Genomic DNA, 21,116 nt, shown 5'->3' with positions numbered 1-21,116 from the left:
AGTGTCCGACTATGGACGCCGATGGGACCATCCCGGTGACGATTCTCTCCGGGAGTCTGGGCGCTGGCAAGACGACGCTGCTCAACCACCTGCTGTCGACCGCCGGCGATCGGACGCTCGCGGTGCTGGTAAACGACATGGGCGAGGTGAACGTCGACGCAGAACTCGTCGCCGAGGGCTCCGAACTGGAACTCGACGACGGCGTCGCGGAACTCTCGAACGGCTGTATCTGCTGTGAGTTGCAGGACGACCTCGAGACCGCCGTCGTCCGGCTGGCTCGCGATCGGTCCTTCGACCACCTCGTCGTCGAGTCGTCGGGGATCTCCGAACCCGCGCCGGTCGCGCGGCTGTTCACGACGGAGTCCCGCGTCGCCGCGCGCTACACGGTCGACACGCTCGTAACCGTTCTCGACACGCCCGCGTTCCTCGACGCCTTCGCCGGCGAGGAGGTTCCCGAACGCCGCGGCGAGGAGGCCGATCGCCCCCTCTCGGACCTGCTCGTCGATCAGGTCGAGGTCTCGAACGTCGTCCTGTGCAACAAGGCCGACCGGTGCAGCGAGGACGACCTCGCGGCGGCCGAGGAACTCGTCCACGCGCTCCAGCCGGACGCCGAGACGATCCGCACGGAGTTCTCGGCGGTCGATCCCGATCGCATACTCGGTCGCGGGCTGTTCGACCCCGATCGGCTCTCGGAGTTGCCCGGCTGGAAACGTGCACTCGAGGACGATCACGACGACCACGGGGACGGCCACGAGGACGGGGGCGAAGACGCCCACGAGCACCACGACGCCGAGCACGCACACCACCATCCCGACGAGGTCTACGGCGTCTCGTCGTTCGTCTTCCGGCGTCGGCGACCGTTCCACCCCGATCGATTCGCGTCGTTCTTGCGCGACCTCCCGCCAGAAATCGTCCGTGCGAAGGGGACGGCGTGGCTCGGGGGCAACGAGATGCGGGTCGCGATCGCTCAGGCCGGGCCGTCGATCAGGGCCACCGCGCAGGGGCCGTGGATCGCGAGCCTCCCCGAGATCGAACGCGACATGTACCGATCGAACCGACCGGACCTCGCGTGGGACGACGAGCACGGCGATCGGCGGACCGAACTCGTCTTCATCGGCACCGACTACGACGAATCGGCGCTCCGGGCGGCGCTCTCGGAGGCGCTCGTGACCGACGACGAGTGGGCGAGCGACGACTCCCTCGCGACCGACGACCCGTTCCCCGACGAGCAGGGCGCGGAGACTGTCGTTCGCGAACCCTGATACGGATTGCTGTACCGATTTCCCGGCGCAACCGCGATCCGGACGGCGGTTGCGCCGGAACTGACGTACAGTAAACCGTATGAGTTGCGTCAGCAGGCGCAACTCCGGCCGGTCGAGCGCTCGAAGCGCATCTCGTCGCCGCAGTCGGGGCACGTCGGCACTTCTTCCGTCGAATCGACTCGTTCCTCCTCGAGATCGACGTCTCTGATCCGCACGCCGCAGTCGTCACACCAGTAGGCCCCCCTGGAACCGTCCGTGGGGCGGTCCGTGGGTCCGGTCGAGTCGAACACCGCTTTCATCGAGGCGATGAATCCCATGGTCGATCGTTCGACGCCGACCCTAACAATTCTTTGCGAGTGTGTCTCACGCACGCACGATCGTTCGGGCAGGATCGATCCTACCCGCGGGCGAGCAACGGGATCGCGAGCGCGACGATGAGCGCCACGAGAACGGGAATGAGGTAGAATAACCGCTCGGCGCGGATCCCGGCCGGGACGAGATCGACGGCCTCCGGTCGGGCGGTCCACACCTGTCTGTAGTACGCACCGACGGTTACGAGGACGAAGAGCGCGGCAGACGCGGCGATCGATCGGTCGAGCGACGCACCGAGTGCCTGGCCGTACAGCGGGCCGAACGACAGCAGAATCATGAACGCGAGGCCGGCGACGACGACGAACGGGACGGGATCGACCGGGCTCCCCTGACGGTTCCGAGGGCGCATACTGCAGGGACGTCGTCGAACGGCAAAGAGCTAAGTGTTGCACGCACAGTTGTCCCCTATGAGCGATCGGGATGGGGAAGCCGAGGGATTCAGCGAAGGCGTCGCGACCTCCCGGGGAGATCCCCGCGTCCTGTTTCTCATGAACGTGATCCTGTCGACGCTGTTCGGCTGGACGATCGTCTGGGGGCTCTCCTTCCTGGGAATCGTCGAGTTCGGATTCGTCAACGTCGCGACCGCGGCGATACTGCTGTTCGCGATGACCTACGCCGTGACGATGGCCTAATCGGGTCCCGAGAAACTGGGCGTCTCGAACGGGGCGACTACCGCCCGTAGATCAGTCGCTGTGCGGCGGCGTCGATCCGGCTACTCACCCGCCCTGCCCACGCGGCGGGTGACACCCGCCTGAGCGTCTCGTCGTTGATCTCGATCGCATCGTCGCCGAACGGATTGCGATCGGCGTTCTCGGCGTCGTCCTCGGACTCGACGACGTCGACGACCGACGACATCGCACACCGGCCGCAGGATTCGGTTTGCTTTCCTCCCATGGGACTCTCTTGCACGATAGTACGTCCCCAGGGGCTAAAACGTACCGCCCCGACGGCCCGGTCGAGCCCGTTCACCGCCGAACCGGCCACCGACGCATATTTGCGATCCCGGTCGCTACGGGGTGGTATGGGATACCGAATCGTCGATCCGGACGCGATCGACCCGGCGCCCGATCGGCCTAGCGAGTGCCGGAAGCTGTCGGATCCGGCCGGACTCGAGACGATGGCGATCAACCGGTTCCGCGCGGAACCGGGCGAGGAACTCCCGCTGGCCTACCACTACCACGACACGCAACAGGAGGCGTTCTACGTCCTCTCGGGGACCCTGGCCGTCGAGACGCCCGACGAGACGTACGAGGTGCCGAGCGACCGCCTGTTCGTCGTCGACCCGGAACACCCACAGCGCGCGTACAACCCGGCCGACGCCGACGAACAGGTGACGGTGCTGGCGATCGGTGCACCGCAAGCCGACGACGACGTACACGCCTACGACCCGGACGACGCATGAGCGAGGGAGAAGTGCCGACCGCCGACGACTTGCCCGCGGAGATCAGCGAGGCCGCTCCGGAGTGGGCGGACGAGTACCTCGATCGGGTCGCCCACCGGCTGGTGTACAGTTACGACCTAGAGAAAGACTACCGGCACGGCGGCGAGCGGTGGGACCTCTACGGCGAGATGCGCGTGGTCAACCAGAAGCAGTTCTTCCACCCTGCGCTCTCCTACGCCGATCACGAGGCCGAGGAGTACGTCTTCGCCCGCCGGGAGTCCCGGCCGACCGTCGCGGAACTCGATCGGCTCGTCGACCTGGGTCACGAGATCGCCGACGAGCGGATCGTCGCCGACGAGGAGCACTTCGGGACGGACGTGAGCTTCGTGCTCGTCGCCGACGAACTTCCCGACGACGTCCGCGAGTACGTCTCGGGCTTTCGCGATCGAACCCTGCTGAAGTTCGGCTACTACGGGCACTACGACGTGAACCTGGTCGTCGTCGTTCCCGACGCCGAGGAGTGCGTCGCCAGCGAGGCCGCCGACGTCGCGGAGGCGTTTACGCTCTGGGACGACGTGAGCGAACCCGAGGACGGCGTGCTGTCGCGATTCGCGAAGCGGTTCTGGCGATAGCGACGATCGGGTCCGTCGATCGCCGACGCTGCGTCCGATCGATCGACCAAAAAAAGCGACTCAAAAAACGCGTTCGAACGCCGATCAGTCGTCGCCCGGTGCGGCGGGCGCTTCCGGTCCGCGACGGACGTCCTGAATGTTCCTGTACCCGAGCCTGACTAGCGCGAGCGCCAGTCCGATCAGGACGAGGCCGATCCCCATCTGCACGATCGACGAGATCGTCGCCTCGGTGGTTCCCGCCCCGCCCTGGATCAGGTTCAGGTAGAGGTTCTCGTAGAACACCAGGATCGAGAGGCCGAGGATGGTGATCGTCACCATGACCGCCATCGGGACGCCGGTCGAGATGAGCTGCTTGCTGTCGTCCCAGTTGGCCAGCCAGACGGTCGCGGTCAGCAGCGCCAGCGCGGCGAGCAGCTGATTCGCCCCGCCGAACAGCTGCCAGAGGACGACCCACTGGCCGGAGACGACGAGCAGGTACGCCGGAATGACCTGGACGAGCGGGTTCGTGTATCGACCCCGGGCGATCGACCCGGGATCGGCGTTCAGCCCCGTGTCGGTCCGACCTGCGGGCGTCCCGACGATCTCTTCCATCATGTACCGGCCGAGGCGGACGGCCGTGTCGGTCGAGGTCAGCAGGAAGCTACACAGGACCAGCGCCATGAACACGGCGCCGGTCGTCTCGGGGATACCGAGGCTCGTGAAGATGACGCCACCGCCGGACGCGAAGTTCGGCAGTGCCGCACCGATCCCGCCGGCGGGATCGGCGAAGCCCCACACCGCGAGCGTGGAAAGGGCAACTGCGGCGAGCAGTCCTTCTCCCAGCATGCCGCCGTAGCCGATCAGCCGGGCGTCGGTTTCCTTGTCGAGCTGTTTCGCGGTCGTTCCCGAGGAGACCAGCGAGTGGAACCCGCTGATCGTCCCGCAGGCGATCGTGATGAACAGCAGCGGGAACAGCGGCGCGTACCCGGCCGCTTCGACGCCCCAGAACCCTTCGAACGCGCCGATCGAGCTGTCGATGACGAGCGGTTCGGACGAGGTTCCGAGGAACGTCCCGACGATGATCGCGACGATCGCTCCGCCGACGCCGGTGTACAGCAGGAACGACGAGAGGTAGTCACGCGGCTGCAACAGGACCCACACCGGGAGTGCGCTCGCAACTGCGGCGTACACCATCACGATGGGGATCCACCCCGCGGTGTTCCCGCCGCCGATCCCTTCGAGTTGGGCTGCCCCCGGGAGCCACTCGCCGGTGCCGCTGAACAACACGATCGTTCCGGCCGGATAGTCACCGGCGAACAGCGCCAGCGGGTACTGAATGCCCACCCAGACGGCCGCGAACACGCCCAGGACGAACACGATCGTTCCTGGGATGAACGGCCCGTTGAACTGGTACAGGTAGACCCCGAACACGAGCGCCAGAGCGATATAAATGAACGACGCTGTCACGACCTGTGGGAACGCGTTGAACACGATCCCGACGACGAGCGCGAACACGGCCACGACCAGGATGATCGTCAGGAACGCGAACCACAGCAGCATGTTCTTGCCGCTCTCGCCGACGTACTCGCCGATCATGTAGCCGATCGACTTCCCCTCGTGGCGCAGACTGCCCGACAGCGAGACGAAGTCGTGAACGGCGCCCATCAGCGGGTTCCCGATCGCGATCCACAGCAGGGCGGGAACCCAGCCCCAGATGGCCCCGGCCGTGATCGGGCCGACGATCGGAGCGCCCCCCGCGATACTCGAATAGTGATGCCCCAACAAGACCGGTTTCTTCGACGGGACGTACTCCTGACCATCCTCGTACTTGTGTGCCGGTGTCTCTCGATCCGCGTCGAGTTCGACGAACTGCGTGAGATACCGCGAGTACCCCACGTACCCCACTGTGAACGTTACCAGTACCGCGGCAACGATCCAAATCACCTGTGTCATGCTAGTTCCAAACAAACCCAGTGAGTGCGAGAACCTTAATAGTTGTTTATTTTTCTCGGCAGAGCACAGCGAATATTTTCTAACTGAGGCGTTAACCTCCGTATAGAAGAATAATTGCCAATTTGACCGGTTGTCTCTATTGATCGCTCGTCGGCCCCGATCGCTCACCCGGCGATGGCGCTCCAGCTCCATCCGGCCAGCGCGAGCACGACGAGCGCCAGGACGGCGAACACGCCCCACTGCTGGGCCCCGGTATCCGCGACTGGCGCGAGGAGGTCGACGAGTCCCGTCGCCTGCATCATTCCGAGTGCGAGCAACAGCAAGCCGAAGATCGAGACGACTGCGACCCCGATCCAGTTTCGGATCATCCACTGGTCCTCTTCTTTCGCCTCACGTTTGGTGTTCGTGGGCTTCTCGGTCGGCTCTCGATCGGGTTCGGACATACGTCCCGCTTGTCGCGTCGCCCGGGAAACGATTCCACCTGCAGGTTCCGGCCCTACCGTGGTGGCCAGGGACCGGCCCCTCGTTCGGCGTCAGTCGAGGACGGCTTCCAGGGCATCCATCGTCCGATCGACCCGATCGACGCGGGCGTTGTGGCCCATGTGTCCGATCCGGAGGATGTCGTCCTCGAGGTCGCCGAGGCCGGTCGCGAGGACGATCTCGTGGTCCTCGCGCATCGCCCGCTGCAACTCGTCGGCCCGGCCGTCGACCGAGAGTGCGGTCACGGTCGGCGACGAATCGCGTTCCTCGGCCGGGTACAGCTCCAGGCCGAGGTCGGCGGCGCGCTCCCGACACCGCCGCGCCGCCGTCTCGTGGCGATCGAAGACGCCCTCGAGTCCCTCGTCGAGAAGCAGGTCGGCCGCGGCGTCGAGGCCGTACAGGTTCGCCGTGAGGTGGGTGTAGGGGAACCACTCGTCCTCGGCCGCCGTCCGCCACGGTTCGAGGTCGGCGTAGTAGGTCTCGTTCTCGACCGCTTCGATGCGCTCCCAGGCCCGATCGCTGACCGCGCAGGTCGCGAGCCCCGGCGGCGCGCTGAAACACTTCTGGCTCGCGCCGAGACAGACGTCTACCTTCCCGGTCGGAACCGGCGTGCCGCCCAGCGAGGAAACCGCGTCGACGACCGTGAGCACGTCGCGATCGGCGAGCAGGTCGAGGATCGGGTCGAGGTCGTTCAGCGTCCCCGTCGGCGTCTCGCAGTGGACCATCGTCGCCACGTCGAACGCCTCGTCGGCGTCGTCGAGACGCGCTTCGACCGTCCCGCGATCGAGCGTCTCCTCCCAGGGGACCTCGCAGACGACGGCCTCCCCGCCGTAGTCCTCGACGAAGTCGGCGAACCCCGCGCCGTACAGGCCGTTCGAGAGACACAGCACTCGATCGCCGGGATCGACCAGCGAGGCGACGGCGGCCTCGAGGCCGAGGATCCCCTCGCCCCCGAGGACGACGACGTCCCGCCGTTCGGCCGCTTCCCTCGGGGACTCGCCGCTCCGGTCAGCGTGGTAGATCCGCGCCAGTTTGTCCGTCAACTCGCGGTAAAACGCGACGAACTCGGGTTCGACGTCGGGGTTCGGGGTCGGTTCGGCCATCCGCTGGCGGACCGCCGCCGGGACCTCGGTCGGGCCGGGCGTCATCCGCAACGTCTCCGTCGATCGGTCTGTCACGTCTCGACAGGCACCAGCCTGTCAAATAAACCCCTATCGTCTCGATCGTCGCGCCGGCGCCGCAGTCGCCCGCGGACGATCGGCGTCGCCGGAAAGATCCCGACCGAGAGGCGGTCGATCTCCTCGACGTCGAATGCGTCGTGGCAGACGAACCGATCGACGGTGTCGCGGTTCAGCTGGCAGCCGCCGGCCGCTCGCTCCCAGAGCGGGTTCAGGACGTCCTGCCCGGCGGCGCGCCAGCCGTCGGCCCTGACGTGTTCGAGGAAGCGCAACTCGCCGCCGGGTTTCAGCACCCGCGCGACCTCGTCCAGCGCCACGTCGGGGTCCGCGATCGTACAGAAGACCAGGCCGGCGAGGACGACGTCGAAGGCGTCGTCGGGATAGGGCAACGACTCGGCGCGAGCGTCCCGGAGGTCGACGCGACAGCCGACCGCCCGGGCCTTCCGGGCCGCCTGCCGGCGCATGTGGGGATCGGGCTCGATCGCGTGGAACTCGATCTCGTCGTCGCTCGCCGCGACGTGCGGGACGTTCGCCCCCGTTCCCGCCCCGACGTCAAGCACCCGTCCGGAGAGATCGGCCGTCAGATACCGTCTGTGCGGGGCGAACAGGGCCCGTTCGGGGACGACCCAGTCGTACACCGCCGCCACGAGCGGGTGTGAAACCTCGTCGGTCGACTCGCCACAGGTCGTTCGGGTCCCGTCGTGAGTGGGCATCGCGTACGCCGATCGACGGGAGACAGCGGGAAACCGGTTGTGCTCCCGGACTCGTGGCCCGTCGGCCGCGTCCCCGCGCTCACCGAATCGTATCCGGAATCCGATCGATCACGTCCGTCGCGACGACGCCAGGGCCGTACTCGGCCGTCGCCAGTTCGCCGGCCTTGCCGAGCACCCACGCCCCGAGTTCGGCGGCCTCGGCCCGGTCCGTTCCCTGGCCGAGCAGGGACCCGACGATGCCGGCCAGCGTGTCGCCGGTCCCGGCGACGGTGAGCGCCGACGTCCCCGTTTCGTTTCGAAGGCGCTCCCCGTCGGCGACGATCTCGTCGACGTCGCCGGTCAGCGCAACGACCGCTCCGGTCTCCGTCGTGAAGGTCTCGAGCGAGCCGTAGGTTTCGCGGATCGGCTCTACCTCGGCGCTGCTGGGCGTGAGGACGGTGTTCGAGAGGTCGGCCTCGAGCGCCGGTTCGATCGCGAGGGCGTCGACGACGGTCGGCACGTCGACGGCGTCGCACAGGGCCGCGCGGTCGGCGTCGACGAGGCCGGGACCGATCACGAGCGCGTCGGCCCACGCGCCCAGTTCGCGGGTGCGCTCGACGGCGCTCCGCTCGAACTGTTCGCCCGCGTAGCGATCGACGAGCAGGTTCGGATCGTAACTCGCGACGACCTCGTAGATCGGATCGGCGACGAACGCGCGGACGTGGTCGGATCCGGTCCGGAGCGCCGCCAGCCCGACCAGCGCGGGCTGGTTGGGGTACTCGACCGCCCCGCCGACGATGCCGACGCGACCGTTGTCGTTCCCGCCCTCGGAGACGTTCGAGAGCGTTCGCTGCAGGCGTACCATGGCAAGGTTCCCGCCGGTCGACTGATATGCGCTCGGCAGGCGTATTCCGGTCGCCCACCCGACGTGTGCCACGTCAAGACATAGTGGATGGCTCTCGTAGCGCTCCCCATGTTCGACGATCGAACGGACGCCGGCGAACAGCTCGCAGCGGAACTCGAGCGACGCGGCTTCGAGGCGGACGTCGTCCTCGGCATCCCGCGCGGGGCGCTGCCCGTCGCTCGACCCGTCGCGGACGCGCTCGACGCCGACCTGAACGTCGTCGTGGCCCGAAAGATGGGCGCGCCGGGGAACCCCGAACTGGCGATCGGTGCGGTCGCGAGCGATGGGAGCGCCTGGTACAACGACGACCTCATCGATCGGCTAGGCGTGGACGACGCGTACCTCGAGGAGATCCGCGAGGAGGAGGCTGAGAACGCGGCCCAAAAGGCCGATCGATACCGCGACACGCCGGGCCTGCCGGACCTCGCGGGCGAGCGCGTGGTGATCGTCGACGACGGCGTCGCCACGGGCGCGACCGCGGTCGCCTGTCTCCGGCAGGTCCAGGACTCGGACGCCGAATCCGTCGCGCTCACCGTCCCCGTCGGCTCGCCCCGATCGATCGCCGATCTGGAGTCGGAAGCCGACGAGGTGATCGCGCTCCGGACGCCCGAGAACTTTCAGGCAGTCGGCCAGTTCTACCGGACCTTCGGCCAGGTGACCGACGCGGACGCGATCGAGTACCTCGATCGGGAGTAACGGGTCAGTCCTCGGCCTCGCGCGGCAGTTCCCGGCGCCGGGAGAGATACACCAATATTACTACCAGACCGCCAGCGGGGACGAGGATCCCGAGTTCGTAGCGCTCGGGATTCGCGAGCCCGAGTCGCCGCGCGTCGACGGCGACGAGGACGGCGATCGGAAGCTGGACGGCGAGAACGGCGACGAGGAGGAACGCGAGCGGCGATTCCATTACTGAGGGCGACTCGGCGGTGGCGAAAAAAGGTACGGGCAGTATCGCTCCGCAGGGTCGAGTGTCGGGAGGAGTGTGAGGAACGGGGGACCGGAATCAGGGCCAGAGCCCGCGCATCTCGTGGGCCTCGCTGATCCGCGAGAGGGCGACGATGTAGGCGGCGTCGCGCCAGGTCACGTCCCGAGTCTCGACCTCCTCGCGGACGGCGTCCCAGGCGGCGACCATCTCGGCCTCGAGTTCCTCCTGGACCCGATCGAGGCTCCACGTGCGGCGGTTGATGTCCTGGAGCCACTCGAAGTAGCTCACGGTGACGCCGCCGGCGTTGGCGAGGATGTCGGGGAGGACGTGGACTCCGTTCTCGGCGAGGATCGCGTCGCCGGCGAACGTGGTCGGGCCGTTGGCCCCCTCGACGACGTACTCGGCCCGTACGTCGTCGGCGTTGTCCTCGGTGATGACGTTGCCGACGGCCGCCGGCACGAGCACGTCGACGTCGACCGCAAGCAGTTCGTCGTTCGTGATGCGAGTCCCCTCGGCGTTGTCGGTGACCGCTTCGGGCTCCTCGTCGTGGGAGGGGATCGCGGCCACGTCGATCCCGGCCGGGTCGTACACGGCTCCGTTGACGTCGCTGATCGCGACGACCGTCGCGCCCCACTCGTCGAGCAGGCGGGCGGCGTTCGCGCCGACGCTCCCGAAGCCCTGGACGGCGACGGTCGTCTCCTCGATCGCTTCGTCGTAATAGTCGAGCGTTTCGCGGGTGACGATCGCGACGCTCCGGCCGGGCGCTTCCTCGCGACCGCGACTGCCGCCGACCGCGGGCGGTTTGCCGGTGACGACGCCGGGCGTGGTCTCGCCCTCCTGCATACTGTAGGCGTCCATCAGCCAGGCCATCGTCGCCGGATCGGTCCCCATGTCGGGGGCCGGGATGTCCGTGTTCGGGCCGATCACGTCGCGGATCTCCTGGGTGAACCGGCGCGTGAGTCGTTCCGTCTCGTCGTCGCTCAGTGACTTGGGGTCGACGACGATCCCGCCTTTCGCGCCCCCGAAGGGGATGTCCATCACGGCGCACTTCCAGGTCATCCACATCGCGAGGCCAACGCACTCGTCGCGGGTCACGTCGGGATGGTACCGGAGGCCGCCCTTGTACGGCCCGCGAACGCTGTCGTGCTGGGCGCGATAGCCGGTAAAGACGTCGACGCTCCCGTCGTCGCGCTCGAGCGGGACGGTGACCTCGTGGACTTTCCCGGGGTATCTGAGTCGCTCGAGGACGGTGTCGTCGATTTCGAGATACTCTGCGGCGCGGGCGAGTTGCCGACGAGCGGTCTCGAGCGCCGTTTCGGGATTCTCGTCCGGCGATCGCTGTGGCTCCCGGTTCGGTGTCGAACGCTGGTGAGACGCCATCGCTACTCGATCGGTGTCCGTCGGTTACGCATGTCGGCCCCACACTCCGGACACGTACCCGGTGCCGACGCGTTGACGACGGTCCCGCAACTGAAACACTCGTAGGTCGATTCGTCCTCGGGATCGTAGGTGACGTCTTTCATGGTAGTCACGACGAACGGATCGGGGGGCGATCGTCGCATTAGTATTGTACTAGGGATATTAGGATGAGTGTGTCCCTCAGATAACTAGCCCCTCCCGCGAATGGGGGTTCACTATTCAACCGTTGGCGCAGTATTTGCCGGGAGGCCGACGTCTTCGAACAGGACCTCGAAGAGTTTTCGCTGGACGGTCCGGGTGTGGCGGTAGAACGCGGCCGGGGAGATGTCGAGCGTCTCCGCGACGTCTTCGCCGGTTTTCGCCCGCGGCGACTCGAAGTAGCCGCCGTAGTACGCCAGCTGGACGACCTCGAGCTGGCGATCGGTCAGCCGATCGAGCAGCGTCGTCCGGAGGTCGCGGGCGGTGGTCCGATCGACAGTTCGCTTCGATCGGAGTTCGATGTCGTCGAAGGCGTTCGAGACGACGGCCGCGCCACCCCGTTCGTCGACGGTGCTCGGGACGTCGACGACGACGCGCGCCTCCTCCGGCGTCGCCTCGACGCTTCGCAACACGACGCCGTGGTCCGCGAGCCGGAGCGCGAGAAACGGCCGCGATAGCTCCAGGAGGACGGAACCGCCGCCAGTCCCGTTTCCGTCGCCCGCGTCACCGTCGCCGGTGATCACCTGCGCGTCTTCGACGGCGACCAGGTCCGCGGCGACGGACGCGATGGTTTGCGGGGACGCCCCCTCGACCGTCACGAACACGGACGCCCCGTCTTCGTGCTGGCGGACGCCACCGTCGAAGGAAAGTCGGGCGTCGGCCTCCCGCGCGAGCCTGGCGAAGACGAACCCGTCGTCGTGGACGTCGAACTCGAAGCGCGTCCGCGAGTCGGTCACCAGCGCGCGTTTGCGCTCGACCGCGGCGATCGCGGCCGCGATCGTCTCCCCGAGTTCCGCGAGCACCGCCCGCGTCGTCTCGTCGAACGCGTCGGGACGATCGGCGTAGACGGTCAACACGCCGTAGGTAAACTCGTCGTACGCGAGGGGGACGCTCGCGACCGACTGGTAGTCACGCGCGAGCGCGGCCTCGCGCCACGGGTCGTCGTGGAGCCGATCGACCACGTTCGAGACGACGGTAACCTCGCGCTCGATCGCGGTCCTGACCGCGGGTTCGGTCCCGTCCGGGAGGGCGAGACGGACGCTGTCGAGGTAGCCTCGCCCCCGTTCCGTCCCGCTGTGGGCGGTCGACTCGAGCCGTTCGTCCGCGGGGTCGGTCGTGCCGATCCAGGCGAACGAGAACCGATCGGCCGAGGTGAGCCGTTCGCAGACGGCGTCCTCGATCTCCGTGCGGGTTTCCGCCCCGACCAGCGCCTGGTCGATCTCTCTGATGATCTCGTTCATCCCGTCGAGCCGCGAGAGCGTCCGGTTCTGGCGCTTGAGTTCCCGGTCGCGCTCCCGGAGCCGTCGCTCTCGCTCCACCCGATCGAGCGCCGCCTCGGCGGTCGTCGCGAGCAGGTCCGCCAGTTCCCGGGTCACCTCGTCGAAGGCGTCGACGTCGGCCGAGCCGGCGACGAAGACGCCGTGGTCGCCCAGGGGGACGAACCCGGCACTCCGGACGTCGGTCGTCGGATCCGACAGCGTGGGCGACTCGTGGACGTCCGCGAAGAATCGCGACTCGCCCTCGACGAAGACCTGTCCGGAGATCGTGTCGGCGTTGGCCCGCCTGGACGAGAACGGGCCGTGGAGCCGTTCCATCACCGCGGAGGTGGCGGCCGGCCGCAACACGTTCTCGTCGGTATCGAACAGGAACGCGGCGCTGGCCTCGAGGTCGAGCACGTCCGCCGCGTCCGCGACGATCCGATCGGCGATCTCCCGATCGGTCTCGGCGTAGAGCAGTTCGCGGGCGGTCCCGTGCAGCGCCGTCAGCGCCTCCTCGCGGCGTTTGCGTTTCGTCACGTCACGACAGCTGTAGAGGAGCGTCCCGCCCTGGATCGAGACCTCGCGGACGTTGACCAGCAGGGTGTGTTCCCTCCCTGCCTTGTCGGTCGCCGTACACTCGACGTTCGTCAACACGCCCTCCTCGGCGAGCCGATCGCGATCGAAGAGGTCCGGTTCGAGGAGGTCGTCGATCGTCCCCATCTCGTGGATCTCGTCGTCCGTGTAGCCGAAGATGAAGTGGACGTTCGGGCAGACGTAGGTGAACTCGCCCTCGTCGTCCGTGATGAGGACGGTGTCGGTCATCTCGTTCAGCGTGACGCGGTGGAGTTCCTCGGATTCGCGCAGTTCCTCCTCCAGTCGGACCCGCTCGGTGACGTCGGTCGCCTCGGCCAGCAGCGAGACGACCGTCCCCGACTCGTCCCGGACCGGTCGGATGGTCACCTCGAGGGTTCGGGGCCGCGCCCCGCCGCCCCCGTCGTCCGTCCCCGTCCGGGTCAGTTCCCGGTACGCGATCGTCCCGTCGGCGGCGCGCTCGACCGCGGCCCGGATCGTCGATCGCCCGTCCTCGGTCCGGTCCCACCACGGGAGCGTCCAGAACCACTCCCCGCGGACGTCCCGATCAGTCGCGTCGATCGCTCCGAGCGCGGCGTCGCTGGCCCGTCGAACCCGACCGTCGGGTTCGAGGACCCACGAGTACGCCCCGGGATCCTCGAAGACTGCCTCGAACTGCCGCGCCTGCGCTCGCCGCTCCCGGCGGTCCCGACCCCGATCGAGGGCCCGATCGACGGCTGCCGCGAGCGCGTCCGGTCCGTCCTCGCGCGGGACGTACTCGGTGACGTCGGCTGCGATCGCCTCGCTCGCGAGCGCCTCGTCGCCGTCGGCCGGCGCGAGCACGACCGGGAGCGCGGGGTCGCGTTCGCGGATCGACTCGAGCAGGCCGAGACCGGTCCCGTCCGGGAGCGTCCCCGCGGTCAGGACGCAGTCGATCGCGCCCGCGCTCACGGTCTCGATGGCCTCGCTCGCGGTCGATACCTCGCGGACGTCGTCGGTCGCGACGGTTGCCGCCGCTTCCGCCTCGAACCCGACGACGAGTAGGGTGGCGTGGAACCCTGCGGTACCCATTCGTCGCCACTACGCACGTCACGGGATAGAAGGTATCGGTTATCGTGTCGATCGTGCACACGTCTCGATCGACGGGGGCAACGCTCCGCGACTTCGTTTCCAGCGTCCTGGGCCGGTCACGATCTCGCCGACCAGATCGATCGGCCATCGGTATGCGGACAGCGTGAAGACGATGCGGCCCCTCGGGACGACCAGCGGAAGGCACTACGATGACGCGAGATCACGAGACGCGAATCGAGGACGACGTCGTCGACGCGATCGCATCGCTCGGAAACCGCCAGCGACTCGAGATACTGGTCGTACTGGCCGATCGGGCCAGAGAAGTGGGCGTCGACGGCCACCCGATGACGTTTACCGACCTGTACGACGCGGTCGACGTCGACAGCACGTCGCAGTTTTCCTACCACCTCGATCGGCTGGTCGGCGAATTCGTCGCCGAGACGTCCGAGGGCTACCGACTCACCTACGGCGGCGACAAGATCGTCCGCGCGATCCGATCGGACCTGTACGCGAGCGCGACGGCGTTCGAGGACCGAGCCGTCGACGGGGCGTGCGTGCTCTGCGAGGGGGACGAACTGGCCGCGTCCCTCGTCGACGGCCGATTCGTCGTCCGCTGTCGAGCGTGTGACGCGACGCTCGTCACGGACTACTTCCCCCGGAGTCAGGCGCGCCACCGAACGCCCGCGGAGATCGTCGACAGCTTCGGCTACCGGATCTGGAGCACGGTGATCCTGATCCAGGGCGACGTCTGCCCCGAGTGTTACGGGATCGTCGACACGCGCGCCAACGAACCCGTCGACGGGGACCGATCGTTCCCCGTCCACGTCAGCACCTGCCGCGAATGCGGCCTCGTGATCACGCTCCCGATCGAGGTGACGGCCGCGTTCCACCCGGCGGTCGTGGGCTACTTCTGGAGCCACGGCGTCTCGCTGTTTTCCCTGCCGCTCTGGGAGTTCTTCGAACACGTCACCTCCGGGGCCGTGCGGACCGACGTGGTCTCCGAGGATCCGTTCGCCGCGACGATCGAGTTCGCCTTCGACGACGAGACGCTGGCGATCGACGTCGACGAACACGGCGTCGTCGATCCGATCGATCCGGGTTCGTAGCGCTCTCCCGGCCGTTTCGTGGCCGATCGGCGATCGTCGCTCGAACGGTACGACCGCGTCGCCGCTCGCTCAAAGATATTTGAGTAGGGACGCTGTCAATATGTAAGTGGAATAACAATACTTTTCTCCGAGTACGCTTTTGATACTGCCATGACTCGCGTTACATCGGCCGCGAACGGCCGGACGGAGTACCGGGGTGGTGAGTATGGCCGCGATTGAACTCGACGGACTCACGAAGCGGTTCGACGACGTCGTGGCCGTCGACGACCTCGACCTGACCGTCAGGGAGGGCGAAATCTTCGGCTTTCTCGGCCCGAACGGCGCGGGGAAGTCGACGACGATCGACACCCTGCTCGATTTCATCCGCCCGACCGAGGGGAGCGTGACCGTGCTCGGCCACGACGCGCAGACGGAGGGCGAGGCGGTCCGGCGACGGACCGGCGTCCTGCCCGACGGCTACCACGTCTACGATCGGCTCACGGGCCGCCAGCACGTCGAGTTCGCGGTCGAGATGAAAGGCGCCGACGAGGATCCGATGGCGCTGCTCGAGCGAGTCCGGATCGCCGACGCAGCCGATCGGAAGGCGGGCGGCTACTCGAAGGGGATGCGCCAGCGTCTCGTCCTCGCCATGGCGCTCGTCGGTGATCCCGACCTGCTCGTGCTCGACGAACCCTCGACCGGTCTCGATCCGAACGGGGCCCGCGAGATGCGCGAGATCATCCGCGAGGAGAACGCCCGCGGAACGACCGTCTTCTTCTCGAGTCACGTCATGGAGCAGGTCGAGGCGGTCTGCGATCGCGTCGCGATCATCGACGACGGCCACCTCGTCGCCGTCGACACGATCGACGGCCTTCGCAACGCGAGCGAGACCGGGGAGACGCTGTACGTCTACGCCTCGCCGCTCGACGAAGGGATCGTCGAGCAGGCCTCGGCCCTCGACGGCGTCGGGAGCGCGTCGATCCAGGACGGCCGACTCAGGGTGACGGTCGACGGCGTCTCGAAGTTCGCCGTCCTGCACGCGATCGACGCCGAGGTGGTTCCCATTCAGGACTTTTCGGTCGCCGAATCGTCGCTCGAGGACCTGTTCGTCCGCTACACGAACGAGGAGCGGGAGGTGCTGGCATGACCTGGCTCACGATCGCGAAGAAGGACTTCCGGGACGCCGTCCAGTCGCGGGCCCTGTGGGCGCTCGTCGCTATCTTCGTGGTGCTGTCGGTCATTTCGACCTACGCCTACGTCGAGGCACCCGAGTTGCTCGGCTCGACGACTGGCGCCACCTTCGGCGGTCTGATCTTCTTCACGATCGGTCTCGTCGGCCTGTTCGTCCCGCTGTCGGCGATCGTGGTCTGTTACAAGTCCCTCGCCGGCGAGCGCGAACTCGGGAGCATCAAACTGTTGCTCTCGCTCCCGACGAACCGGCGACACGTGTTCGTCGGCAAACTCTTCGGCCGGGCCGGGGTGCTCGCGTTCGGTCTCGCCGTCGGGCTCCTGGTCGGCCTCGGGATCGGGGCCGCGCTCCTCGGTGAGATCGACCTCGCCGCGACCCTGCTCTTCGTACTCGCCACGCTGGCCTTCGCGGCCATCTACGCGGGCATCGTCGTGAGCATCTCCGCGACGACCGGTTCGACGTCGCGGGCGACGACGCTGGCGCTCGGGTTCTTCGTCGTCTTCGAACTGCTCTGGGACGTCGTTCCGATGGGGATCCTCTACGTCGTCGAGGGGTTCACGCTCCCGGCATCGATCCCCGACTGGGTGTTCTTCGTCATGCAGCTCTCGCCCTCCTCGGCGTACCTCTCGTCGGTCGTCGCGCTGTTGCCGGATCTCGCGGACGTCGCCGGGGCCGAACCCAGTGGCGGCGGCGTCGGCGTCGAGGCTGGCCCGGAGGCGGCAGAGCCGTTCTACGCCTCGCCCGAGGTCGGCCTCCTCGTGCTCGCGCTCTGGCTCGTCGTGCCGTTCGTCGTCGGCTACTCCCAGTTCGACGCCGCCGACCTCTGATCGAGCAGTCCGCCTCCCTTTTACCGGCGAAAACGGCCGTCAGGCGTATTTCGACCAGACGTCTCGCATTGGAATCCAGCCCGTCTCGGGTTCGACCCGATCGGCGAGGACGGCGTTCAGGACGGCCCCGAGGAGCAGGCAGAGCCCGCCGAGGTAGACCCACGTGAGGATCAGCAGGATCGCGCCGGCGATTCCGAACAGCGCGACGCTCTCGGCGGTCGCGACGTAGACGCGAAAGCCGATCGCCAGCGCGGTCCACGAGAGCGCGGCGAACGCCGTTCCGGGGAGCACCTCCCCGATCGAGACGCCGGTGTGGGGAAAGAGGTAGTACATCGGCAGGAAGAGCGCACACAGGACCACTGCGAGGAGGAGGCTGCTGGCCGCGGCGGCCAGGACGCCGCCGAGGAAAATCGAGAGACTCACGCCGACGACGCCGACCAGTGCGACGCCGACCGCGAACGTCGCCGTGGCGAGCGCGGCGTTGACGGCCGTCACGATCGTCACTCGGGCCGCGTTTCCGACGTACGACTGCTCCCTTCGCGCGCCGTACACGTCGGTGAAGGCGCTGTTGACCGCCTGGAACAAGCGGGCCGCGCTCCACAGCAGGATCACGAACGCCAGGAGGCCAGCCCGGACCAGGTCGGTGCTCCCGTCGCCGGTCACGCCCTCGAGTCCGTCACCGGTCACCGTTCCCTCGAGGCCCATCGCCGACTCGAGGGTCCGGACAAGCGGTTCGAGTGCGTCGACGACCGTAATGCCGACGAGCAACAGGATGACGAGGGGAACGAGCGTGTTGAACGCGTGGTAGGCGAGGCCGGCGGATTTGACGCTTATCTGGCGCTCGCGAGCGACTGCGGTGACGTCACGGACGAGCGCGACTACCCCGGAGTCTGCCATACCCTGACGACGACGGCCCGACAAAAATCGATTCGGCCGGCAGCCTCTCGGACGCGATCAGCGCGTCGACGACTCGTCGTGGACGATCGACTGGACGTGCCCGACGACGCCGCTTTTCAGTTCGACCTCCGGGCCGGCGGGTTCGTCCCCGTAGATCGTGCCGATTTCGCCGACGATCGGTTCTCGCTCCGTCGACTGGACGTCCTGGTCGCCCTGGACGATCTCTACGGTGAGTCCCTGGCGCAGTTCGTCCGCGGTCGGTCGGTCTTCGGACATGGGTAGTGGTGGGGCCGATCCGTCGAAAAGGGTGCTGCCTGCAATCGCGTCGGCGGTCAGCGACAGGGGCGACGGCGATCGGTCGACGCACGCGCTCCTGGGGGCGACACTGACTGCGACCTGCCCCGTGCCGGATGCCGATAGTTACCGCTTCGTGATGATGTCCGTACTCTCGCAGTCGGGACACTGGGTCATTCGACCGAGTTTCGGGACGTCGATCCGAAGCCACTCGTCGGCGCCGCCGGGTGCCTCGAACCCACAGTTTCGGCACCGCGAGTGATCGAGCGTCGCTGATTCACCTGCCATACGCCGTCATATGCGATAGAGTAGCATATATGTTGGTCCCGGTTTCACGGAGCCGGTACCGACCGCCGACGACGCGTGCTCGCGGGGTCGTCACTCGGCGATCGACGCCGGGTGCGGTCCGCGCCGGGCCGGGGATCGGCCGAGCGATGGACCGCGAGTGACAGGGTTGGATGGCCGGCGATGCGTGTGACACGCCGTCAGTTCGGCCCGGGCGGCGACGGCCCGACGAATAGACTCCGTCGGTCCGGCCCGGACCGCGTCTGGTCGGAGATCGACTCGTCGCTCGCGTGCGTCTCCTCGTACGTGACCACCGGATCCGTCGCCTCGTCGCGTTCGAGGGCGTCGAGGCGGTCGAAGACCTCGATCGTTCGATCGCCGTCGCGACACGGGGCGACGTGGACGAGTTCGCCGTCGGCGAACTCCGCGAGGGCGATCGTCGGCAGTCTGCACACCTCGTATCGGTCACCCGTGATCGAGGACTCGACCGTTCGCGTCCGGAAGAACGGGACCAGGGAACGGCCCGTCCGGTTCGCCCACCGTTCGAACGCGTCGAGCCTGGCTTCGATCGTCCGCAGCTGGGGGATCCGTCGTGATCGGCTCGTCCGCTCGACCTGTTTCCCCCAGACGCTGATCTCGATTTCGTCGATCGGTGCGGCCGATTCGAGCGCCTCGACCCGCTCTAGCGCCCGCTCCTGGGTCGGACCGGTCGTCACGGGAGCGAACGAACGGATCCATAGCTCGACCGTCTTCGATGTGAGTTGGTGGTCCGACACGAGTGATCTCCGTGGAGGCTGTCCACGAAGAGGTAGAAAAGCGTTTGGCCCGATGTCAGACACTGTGAACTTTTGCCACGAACGCGGTCGAAACGGCCCAGATCGACCGAATCGGCGGGATCAGTTGCGCACTCGTCGGACAGTATCACTACGATACGATCGGTGACACGTTCGGTCCACGCACCGATACTTTCAGCACCGAACTCGGCTCAGCGCAGGCCTCAGCGCCGGGAGTAGACGAGCATCGTGGCGGCAAGCGCGGCGGCCGCGACCAGCGCACCGAAGCCGGGGACCGAGTCGTCCGTCTCGTCGGTTTCGGTTTCCGCCTGCTCGTCCGTCTCGTCTCCCTCGACGGTCCCGTCGTCGGCGTCCGGATCGACACCTTCGACGGTCACCGTCTCGGCGGTCGTGTCCTCGGTGACGGCGGTTAGTTCGCGGTCGCCGGCCTCGTCGATCGGCACCGTCGCCGAGCCGTCGGCCGCCGTCGTCGCAACCGCCTCGCCGTCGAGACGGACCTCGGCTCCCTCGATCGGTTCGCCGTACTCGTCGGTGACGCCGACGCCGACGGTTTCGCCGACGAGAACGCGTTCGTTCGTCGACTCGAGAGTTACTGCGGGTGCCCGTTCGATCTCGTAGCTGACGGTGCGATCGGACTCGCCGACGTCGACGGTGCGTTCGGGTTCGCCGTAGCCGTCTTTCTCGACGACGGCGGTGTACTTCGTGTTGACGTCGAGCGGAATGGTCCGCTGACCGTCTTCGTCCGTCGAGACGGTCGCGTCGTGGTCGCCGTCCTTGTAGAACCCCACGTCCGTCTCGAGGGGTGCGTCGAGGTAGCTGTCGGTGACCGTGACCGAGACGTCGACGGTCCCCGACTCCAGTTCCACCGACGCCTCGTCGGTCGTGGCGAAGTCGACGACCGCGGATTCGTCGTAGTAGCCCGTCCGTTCGACGACGACGTCGTACCGCCCCTCCTCGATCCCTTCCGCCGTGACCTCGCCGTCACCGTCGGTCGTTCCCGTCGCGGCCGCCCGATCGTCGTCGGTCCTGGTGAGCGTGACCGTCGCTCCGTCGATCGCGGCCTCACCGTCGGTAACCGTGACCGTCGCGGTGGTCTCGGGGAAGAGTTCGACCGTGACGTCGGTGTGGCTCCGTACGGTGCCGATCTCTCGCGGGTTGTTCTGGACGAGGGCGTCGTCCTCGACGGTGATCGAGACGTCCGCGCCGTTCGGGACGTCGATGAGCGTCTGGCCGTTCGCGGCGGTCGTTTCCGTCTCCTCACCGCCATCCCAGGTCGCGGTCACCGTCGCGCCGGCGACGTCGTCACCGTCGTCGTCGACGACGTGCACGCTTACCGTCACCTCCTCGCTCGCCCCGACGGCCCCCGCAGTGAGCATCGGCGTTGTGAGGACGCATACCGTGACGAACAGGACGAATCGATACATACGAGCGGATGGATACCCCAATTACTTAAATTTCCCTTCGCTGAAC

General features: G+C 67.4%; 25 protein-coding genes. 8 read left to right on the top strand and 17 right to left on the bottom strand.

All coding sequences use genetic code 11. The features are described 5' to 3' along the window. The first annotated feature begins 11 nt into the window (after positions 1 to 11). Positions 12 to 1,262: a CobW family GTP-binding protein gene (locus MUN73_RS09330; protein WP_250140188.1), complete on the top strand. Its 1,251-nt coding sequence runs from the start codon at positions 12 to 14 to the stop codon at positions 1,260 to 1,262. Between the two features lie 89 nt (positions 1,263 to 1,351). On the opposite strand, the gene MUN73_RS09325 is transcribed toward MUN73_RS09330, so the two are convergent. Both MUN73_RS09325 and MUN73_RS09320 read right to left on the bottom strand, forming a co-directional pair. Continuing rightward, on the bottom strand, positions 1,352 to 1,579 hold the full coding sequence (locus MUN73_RS09325; RefSeq protein ID WP_250140187.1) for a hypothetical protein: 228 nt from the start codon (positions 1,577 to 1,579) through the stop codon (positions 1,352 to 1,354). Between the two features lie 80 nt (positions 1,580 to 1,659). After that, positions 1,660 to 1,983: a hypothetical protein gene (locus MUN73_RS09320; protein ID WP_250140186.1), complete on the bottom strand. Its 324-nt coding sequence runs from the start codon at positions 1,981 to 1,983 to the stop codon at positions 1,660 to 1,662. Between the two features lie 58 nt (positions 1,984 to 2,041). On the opposite strand from MUN73_RS09320, the gene MUN73_RS09315 reads away from it, so the two are divergent. Continuing rightward, positions 2,042 to 2,266 carry a DUF8107 family protein gene (locus MUN73_RS09315; RefSeq protein WP_250140185.1) on the top strand — a complete coding sequence of 75 codons (225 nt, stop codon included), beginning with the start codon at positions 2,042 to 2,044 and terminating at the stop codon, positions 2,264 to 2,266. A 37-nt stretch (positions 2,267 to 2,303) separates the two neighbouring features. Here the strand turns inward: MUN73_RS09315 and MUN73_RS09310 are convergent, their stop codons facing one another. Further along, positions 2,304 to 2,528 (bottom strand): DUF8007 family protein, encoded by a 225-nt coding sequence (locus tag MUN73_RS09310; RefSeq protein WP_250140184.1) that lies wholly within the window; start codon positions 2,526 to 2,528, stop codon positions 2,304 to 2,306. Positions 2,529 to 2,655: 127 nt separating this feature from the next. Here MUN73_RS09310 and MUN73_RS09305 point away from each other — a divergent pair, with 127 nt between their 5' ends. Further along, entirely contained in the window at positions 2,656 to 3,036 is a 381-nt protein-coding gene (locus tag MUN73_RS09305) for a cupin domain-containing protein (protein ID WP_250140183.1), read from the top strand. Continuing rightward, a complete protein-coding gene (locus tag MUN73_RS09300; RefSeq protein ID WP_250140182.1) occupies positions 3,033 to 3,647 on the top strand; it encodes a DUF8052 family protein in 615 nt (204 codons plus the stop codon). The genes MUN73_RS09305 and MUN73_RS09300 overlap by 4 nt, the downstream gene beginning before the upstream one ends. Positions 3,648 to 3,731: 84 nt before the next feature. On the opposite strand, the gene MUN73_RS09295 is transcribed toward MUN73_RS09300, so the two are convergent. The 5 genes from MUN73_RS09295 to MUN73_RS09275 all read right to left on the bottom strand — a co-directional run bounded on the left by MUN73_RS09295 (position 3,732) and on the right by MUN73_RS09275 (position 8,794). After that, the gene (locus tag MUN73_RS09295; RefSeq protein ID WP_250140181.1) at positions 3,732 to 5,579 is read right to left on the bottom strand and encodes a carbon starvation CstA family protein; all 1,848 of its coding nucleotides are present in this window, start codon (positions 5,577 to 5,579) and stop codon (positions 3,732 to 3,734) included. Between the two features lie 164 nt (positions 5,580 to 5,743). Further along, entirely contained in the window at positions 5,744 to 6,022 is a 279-nt protein-coding gene (locus MUN73_RS09290) for a hypothetical protein (protein WP_250140180.1), read from the bottom strand. A gap of 90 nt (positions 6,023 to 6,112) precedes the next feature. Continuing rightward, positions 6,113 to 7,207: a pyridoxal-phosphate-dependent aminotransferase family protein gene (locus MUN73_RS09285; protein WP_250140821.1), complete on the bottom strand. Its 1,095-nt coding sequence runs from the start codon at positions 7,205 to 7,207 to the stop codon at positions 6,113 to 6,115. Positions 7,208 to 7,233: 26 nt separating this feature from the next. Then, the gene (locus MUN73_RS09280) at positions 7,234 to 7,950 is read right to left on the bottom strand and encodes a class I SAM-dependent methyltransferase (RefSeq protein ID WP_250140179.1); all 717 of its coding nucleotides are present in this window, start codon (positions 7,948 to 7,950) and stop codon (positions 7,234 to 7,236) included. Between the two features lie 79 nt (positions 7,951 to 8,029). Further along, positions 8,030 to 8,794 carry an NAD(P)H-hydrate dehydratase gene (locus MUN73_RS09275; protein ID WP_250140178.1) on the bottom strand — a complete coding sequence of 255 codons (765 nt, stop codon included), beginning with the start codon at positions 8,792 to 8,794 and terminating at the stop codon, positions 8,030 to 8,032. Between the two features lie 108 nt (positions 8,795 to 8,902). Here MUN73_RS09275 and MUN73_RS09270 point away from each other — a divergent pair, with 108 nt between their 5' ends. After that, a complete protein-coding gene (locus MUN73_RS09270) occupies positions 8,903 to 9,529 on the top strand; it encodes a phosphoribosyltransferase (protein WP_250140820.1) in 627 nt (208 codons plus the stop codon). Between the two features lie 4 nt (positions 9,530 to 9,533). On the opposite strand, the gene MUN73_RS09265 is transcribed toward MUN73_RS09270, so the two are convergent. The 4 genes from MUN73_RS09265 to MUN73_RS09250 all read right to left on the bottom strand — a co-directional run bounded on the left by MUN73_RS09265 (position 9,534) and on the right by MUN73_RS09250 (position 14,275). Next, positions 9,534 to 9,740 (bottom strand): hypothetical protein, encoded by a 207-nt coding sequence (locus MUN73_RS09265; protein ID WP_250140177.1) that lies wholly within the window; start codon positions 9,738 to 9,740, stop codon positions 9,534 to 9,536. Positions 9,741 to 9,836: 96 nt separating this feature from the next. Then, positions 9,837 to 11,138, bottom strand: coding sequence for a glutamate dehydrogenase GdhB (gene gdhB, locus MUN73_RS09260; protein WP_250140176.1), 1,302 nt, complete (start codon positions 11,136 to 11,138; stop codon positions 9,837 to 9,839). Positions 11,139 to 11,140: 2 nt separating this feature from the next. Further along, positions 11,141 to 11,281, bottom strand: coding sequence for a rubrerythrin-like domain-containing protein (locus tag MUN73_RS09255; protein ID WP_250140819.1), 141 nt, complete (start codon positions 11,279 to 11,281; stop codon positions 11,141 to 11,143). A 111-nt stretch (positions 11,282 to 11,392) separates the two neighbouring features. Next, entirely contained in the window at positions 11,393 to 14,275 is a 2,883-nt protein-coding gene (locus tag MUN73_RS09250) for a bacterio-opsin activator domain-containing protein (RefSeq protein ID WP_250140175.1), read from the bottom strand. A 209-nt stretch (positions 14,276 to 14,484) separates the two neighbouring features. Here MUN73_RS09250 and MUN73_RS09245 point away from each other — a divergent pair, with 209 nt between their 5' ends. The 3 genes from MUN73_RS09245 (at position 14,485) to MUN73_RS09235 (ending at position 17,376) form a co-directional block, all read left to right on the top strand. Beyond that, positions 14,485 to 15,381, top strand: a complete 897-nt coding sequence (locus tag MUN73_RS09245; RefSeq protein ID WP_250140174.1) for an ArsR/SmtB family transcription factor — start codon at positions 14,485 to 14,487, stop codon at positions 15,379 to 15,381. A gap of 205 nt (positions 15,382 to 15,586) precedes the next feature. Beyond that, positions 15,587 to 16,507 carry an ABC transporter ATP-binding protein gene (locus MUN73_RS09240; protein ID WP_250140173.1) on the top strand — a complete coding sequence of 307 codons (921 nt, stop codon included), beginning with the start codon at positions 15,587 to 15,589 and terminating at the stop codon, positions 16,505 to 16,507. Continuing rightward, entirely contained in the window at positions 16,504 to 17,376 is an 873-nt protein-coding gene (locus MUN73_RS09235) for an ABC transporter permease (RefSeq protein WP_250140172.1), read from the top strand. The genes MUN73_RS09240 and MUN73_RS09235 overlap by 4 nt, the downstream gene beginning before the upstream one ends. A gap of 39 nt (positions 17,377 to 17,415) precedes the next feature. Here the strand turns inward: MUN73_RS09235 and MUN73_RS09230 are convergent, their stop codons facing one another. The 5 genes from MUN73_RS09230 to MUN73_RS09210 all read right to left on the bottom strand — a co-directional run bounded on the left by MUN73_RS09230 (position 17,416) and on the right by MUN73_RS09210 (position 21,070). Beyond that, complete coding sequence (locus tag MUN73_RS09230) at positions 17,416 to 18,273, bottom strand: YihY/virulence factor BrkB family protein (RefSeq protein WP_250140171.1); 858 nt, start codon at positions 18,271 to 18,273, stop codon at positions 17,416 to 17,418. A 57-nt stretch (positions 18,274 to 18,330) separates the two neighbouring features. Beyond that, complete coding sequence (locus MUN73_RS09225) at positions 18,331 to 18,549, bottom strand: DUF2196 domain-containing protein (protein ID WP_250140170.1); 219 nt, start codon at positions 18,547 to 18,549, stop codon at positions 18,331 to 18,333. 144 nt (positions 18,550 to 18,693) lie between these two features. Further along, positions 18,694 to 18,855, bottom strand: coding sequence for a hypothetical protein (locus MUN73_RS09220; RefSeq protein WP_250140169.1), 162 nt, complete (start codon positions 18,853 to 18,855; stop codon positions 18,694 to 18,696). Positions 18,856 to 19,052: 197 nt separating this feature from the next. Further along, positions 19,053 to 19,628, bottom strand: coding sequence for an HTH domain-containing protein (locus MUN73_RS09215; protein WP_250140168.1), 576 nt, complete (start codon positions 19,626 to 19,628; stop codon positions 19,053 to 19,055). A gap of 221 nt (positions 19,629 to 19,849) precedes the next feature. Then, positions 19,850 to 21,070 carry a carboxypeptidase-like regulatory domain-containing protein gene (locus MUN73_RS09210; RefSeq protein ID WP_250140167.1) on the bottom strand — a complete coding sequence of 407 codons (1,221 nt, stop codon included), beginning with the start codon at positions 21,068 to 21,070 and terminating at the stop codon, positions 19,850 to 19,852. Between the last annotated feature and the right edge of the window lie 46 nt (positions 21,071 to 21,116).

Origin of the sequence: Halosolutus amylolyticus (genome assembly GCF_023566055.1) — an archaeon.
GTDB lineage: Archaea > Halobacteriota > Halobacteria > Halobacteriales > Natrialbaceae > Halosolutus > Halosolutus amylolyticus.
This window is presented reverse-complemented; position numbering and strand designations above follow the sequence as displayed.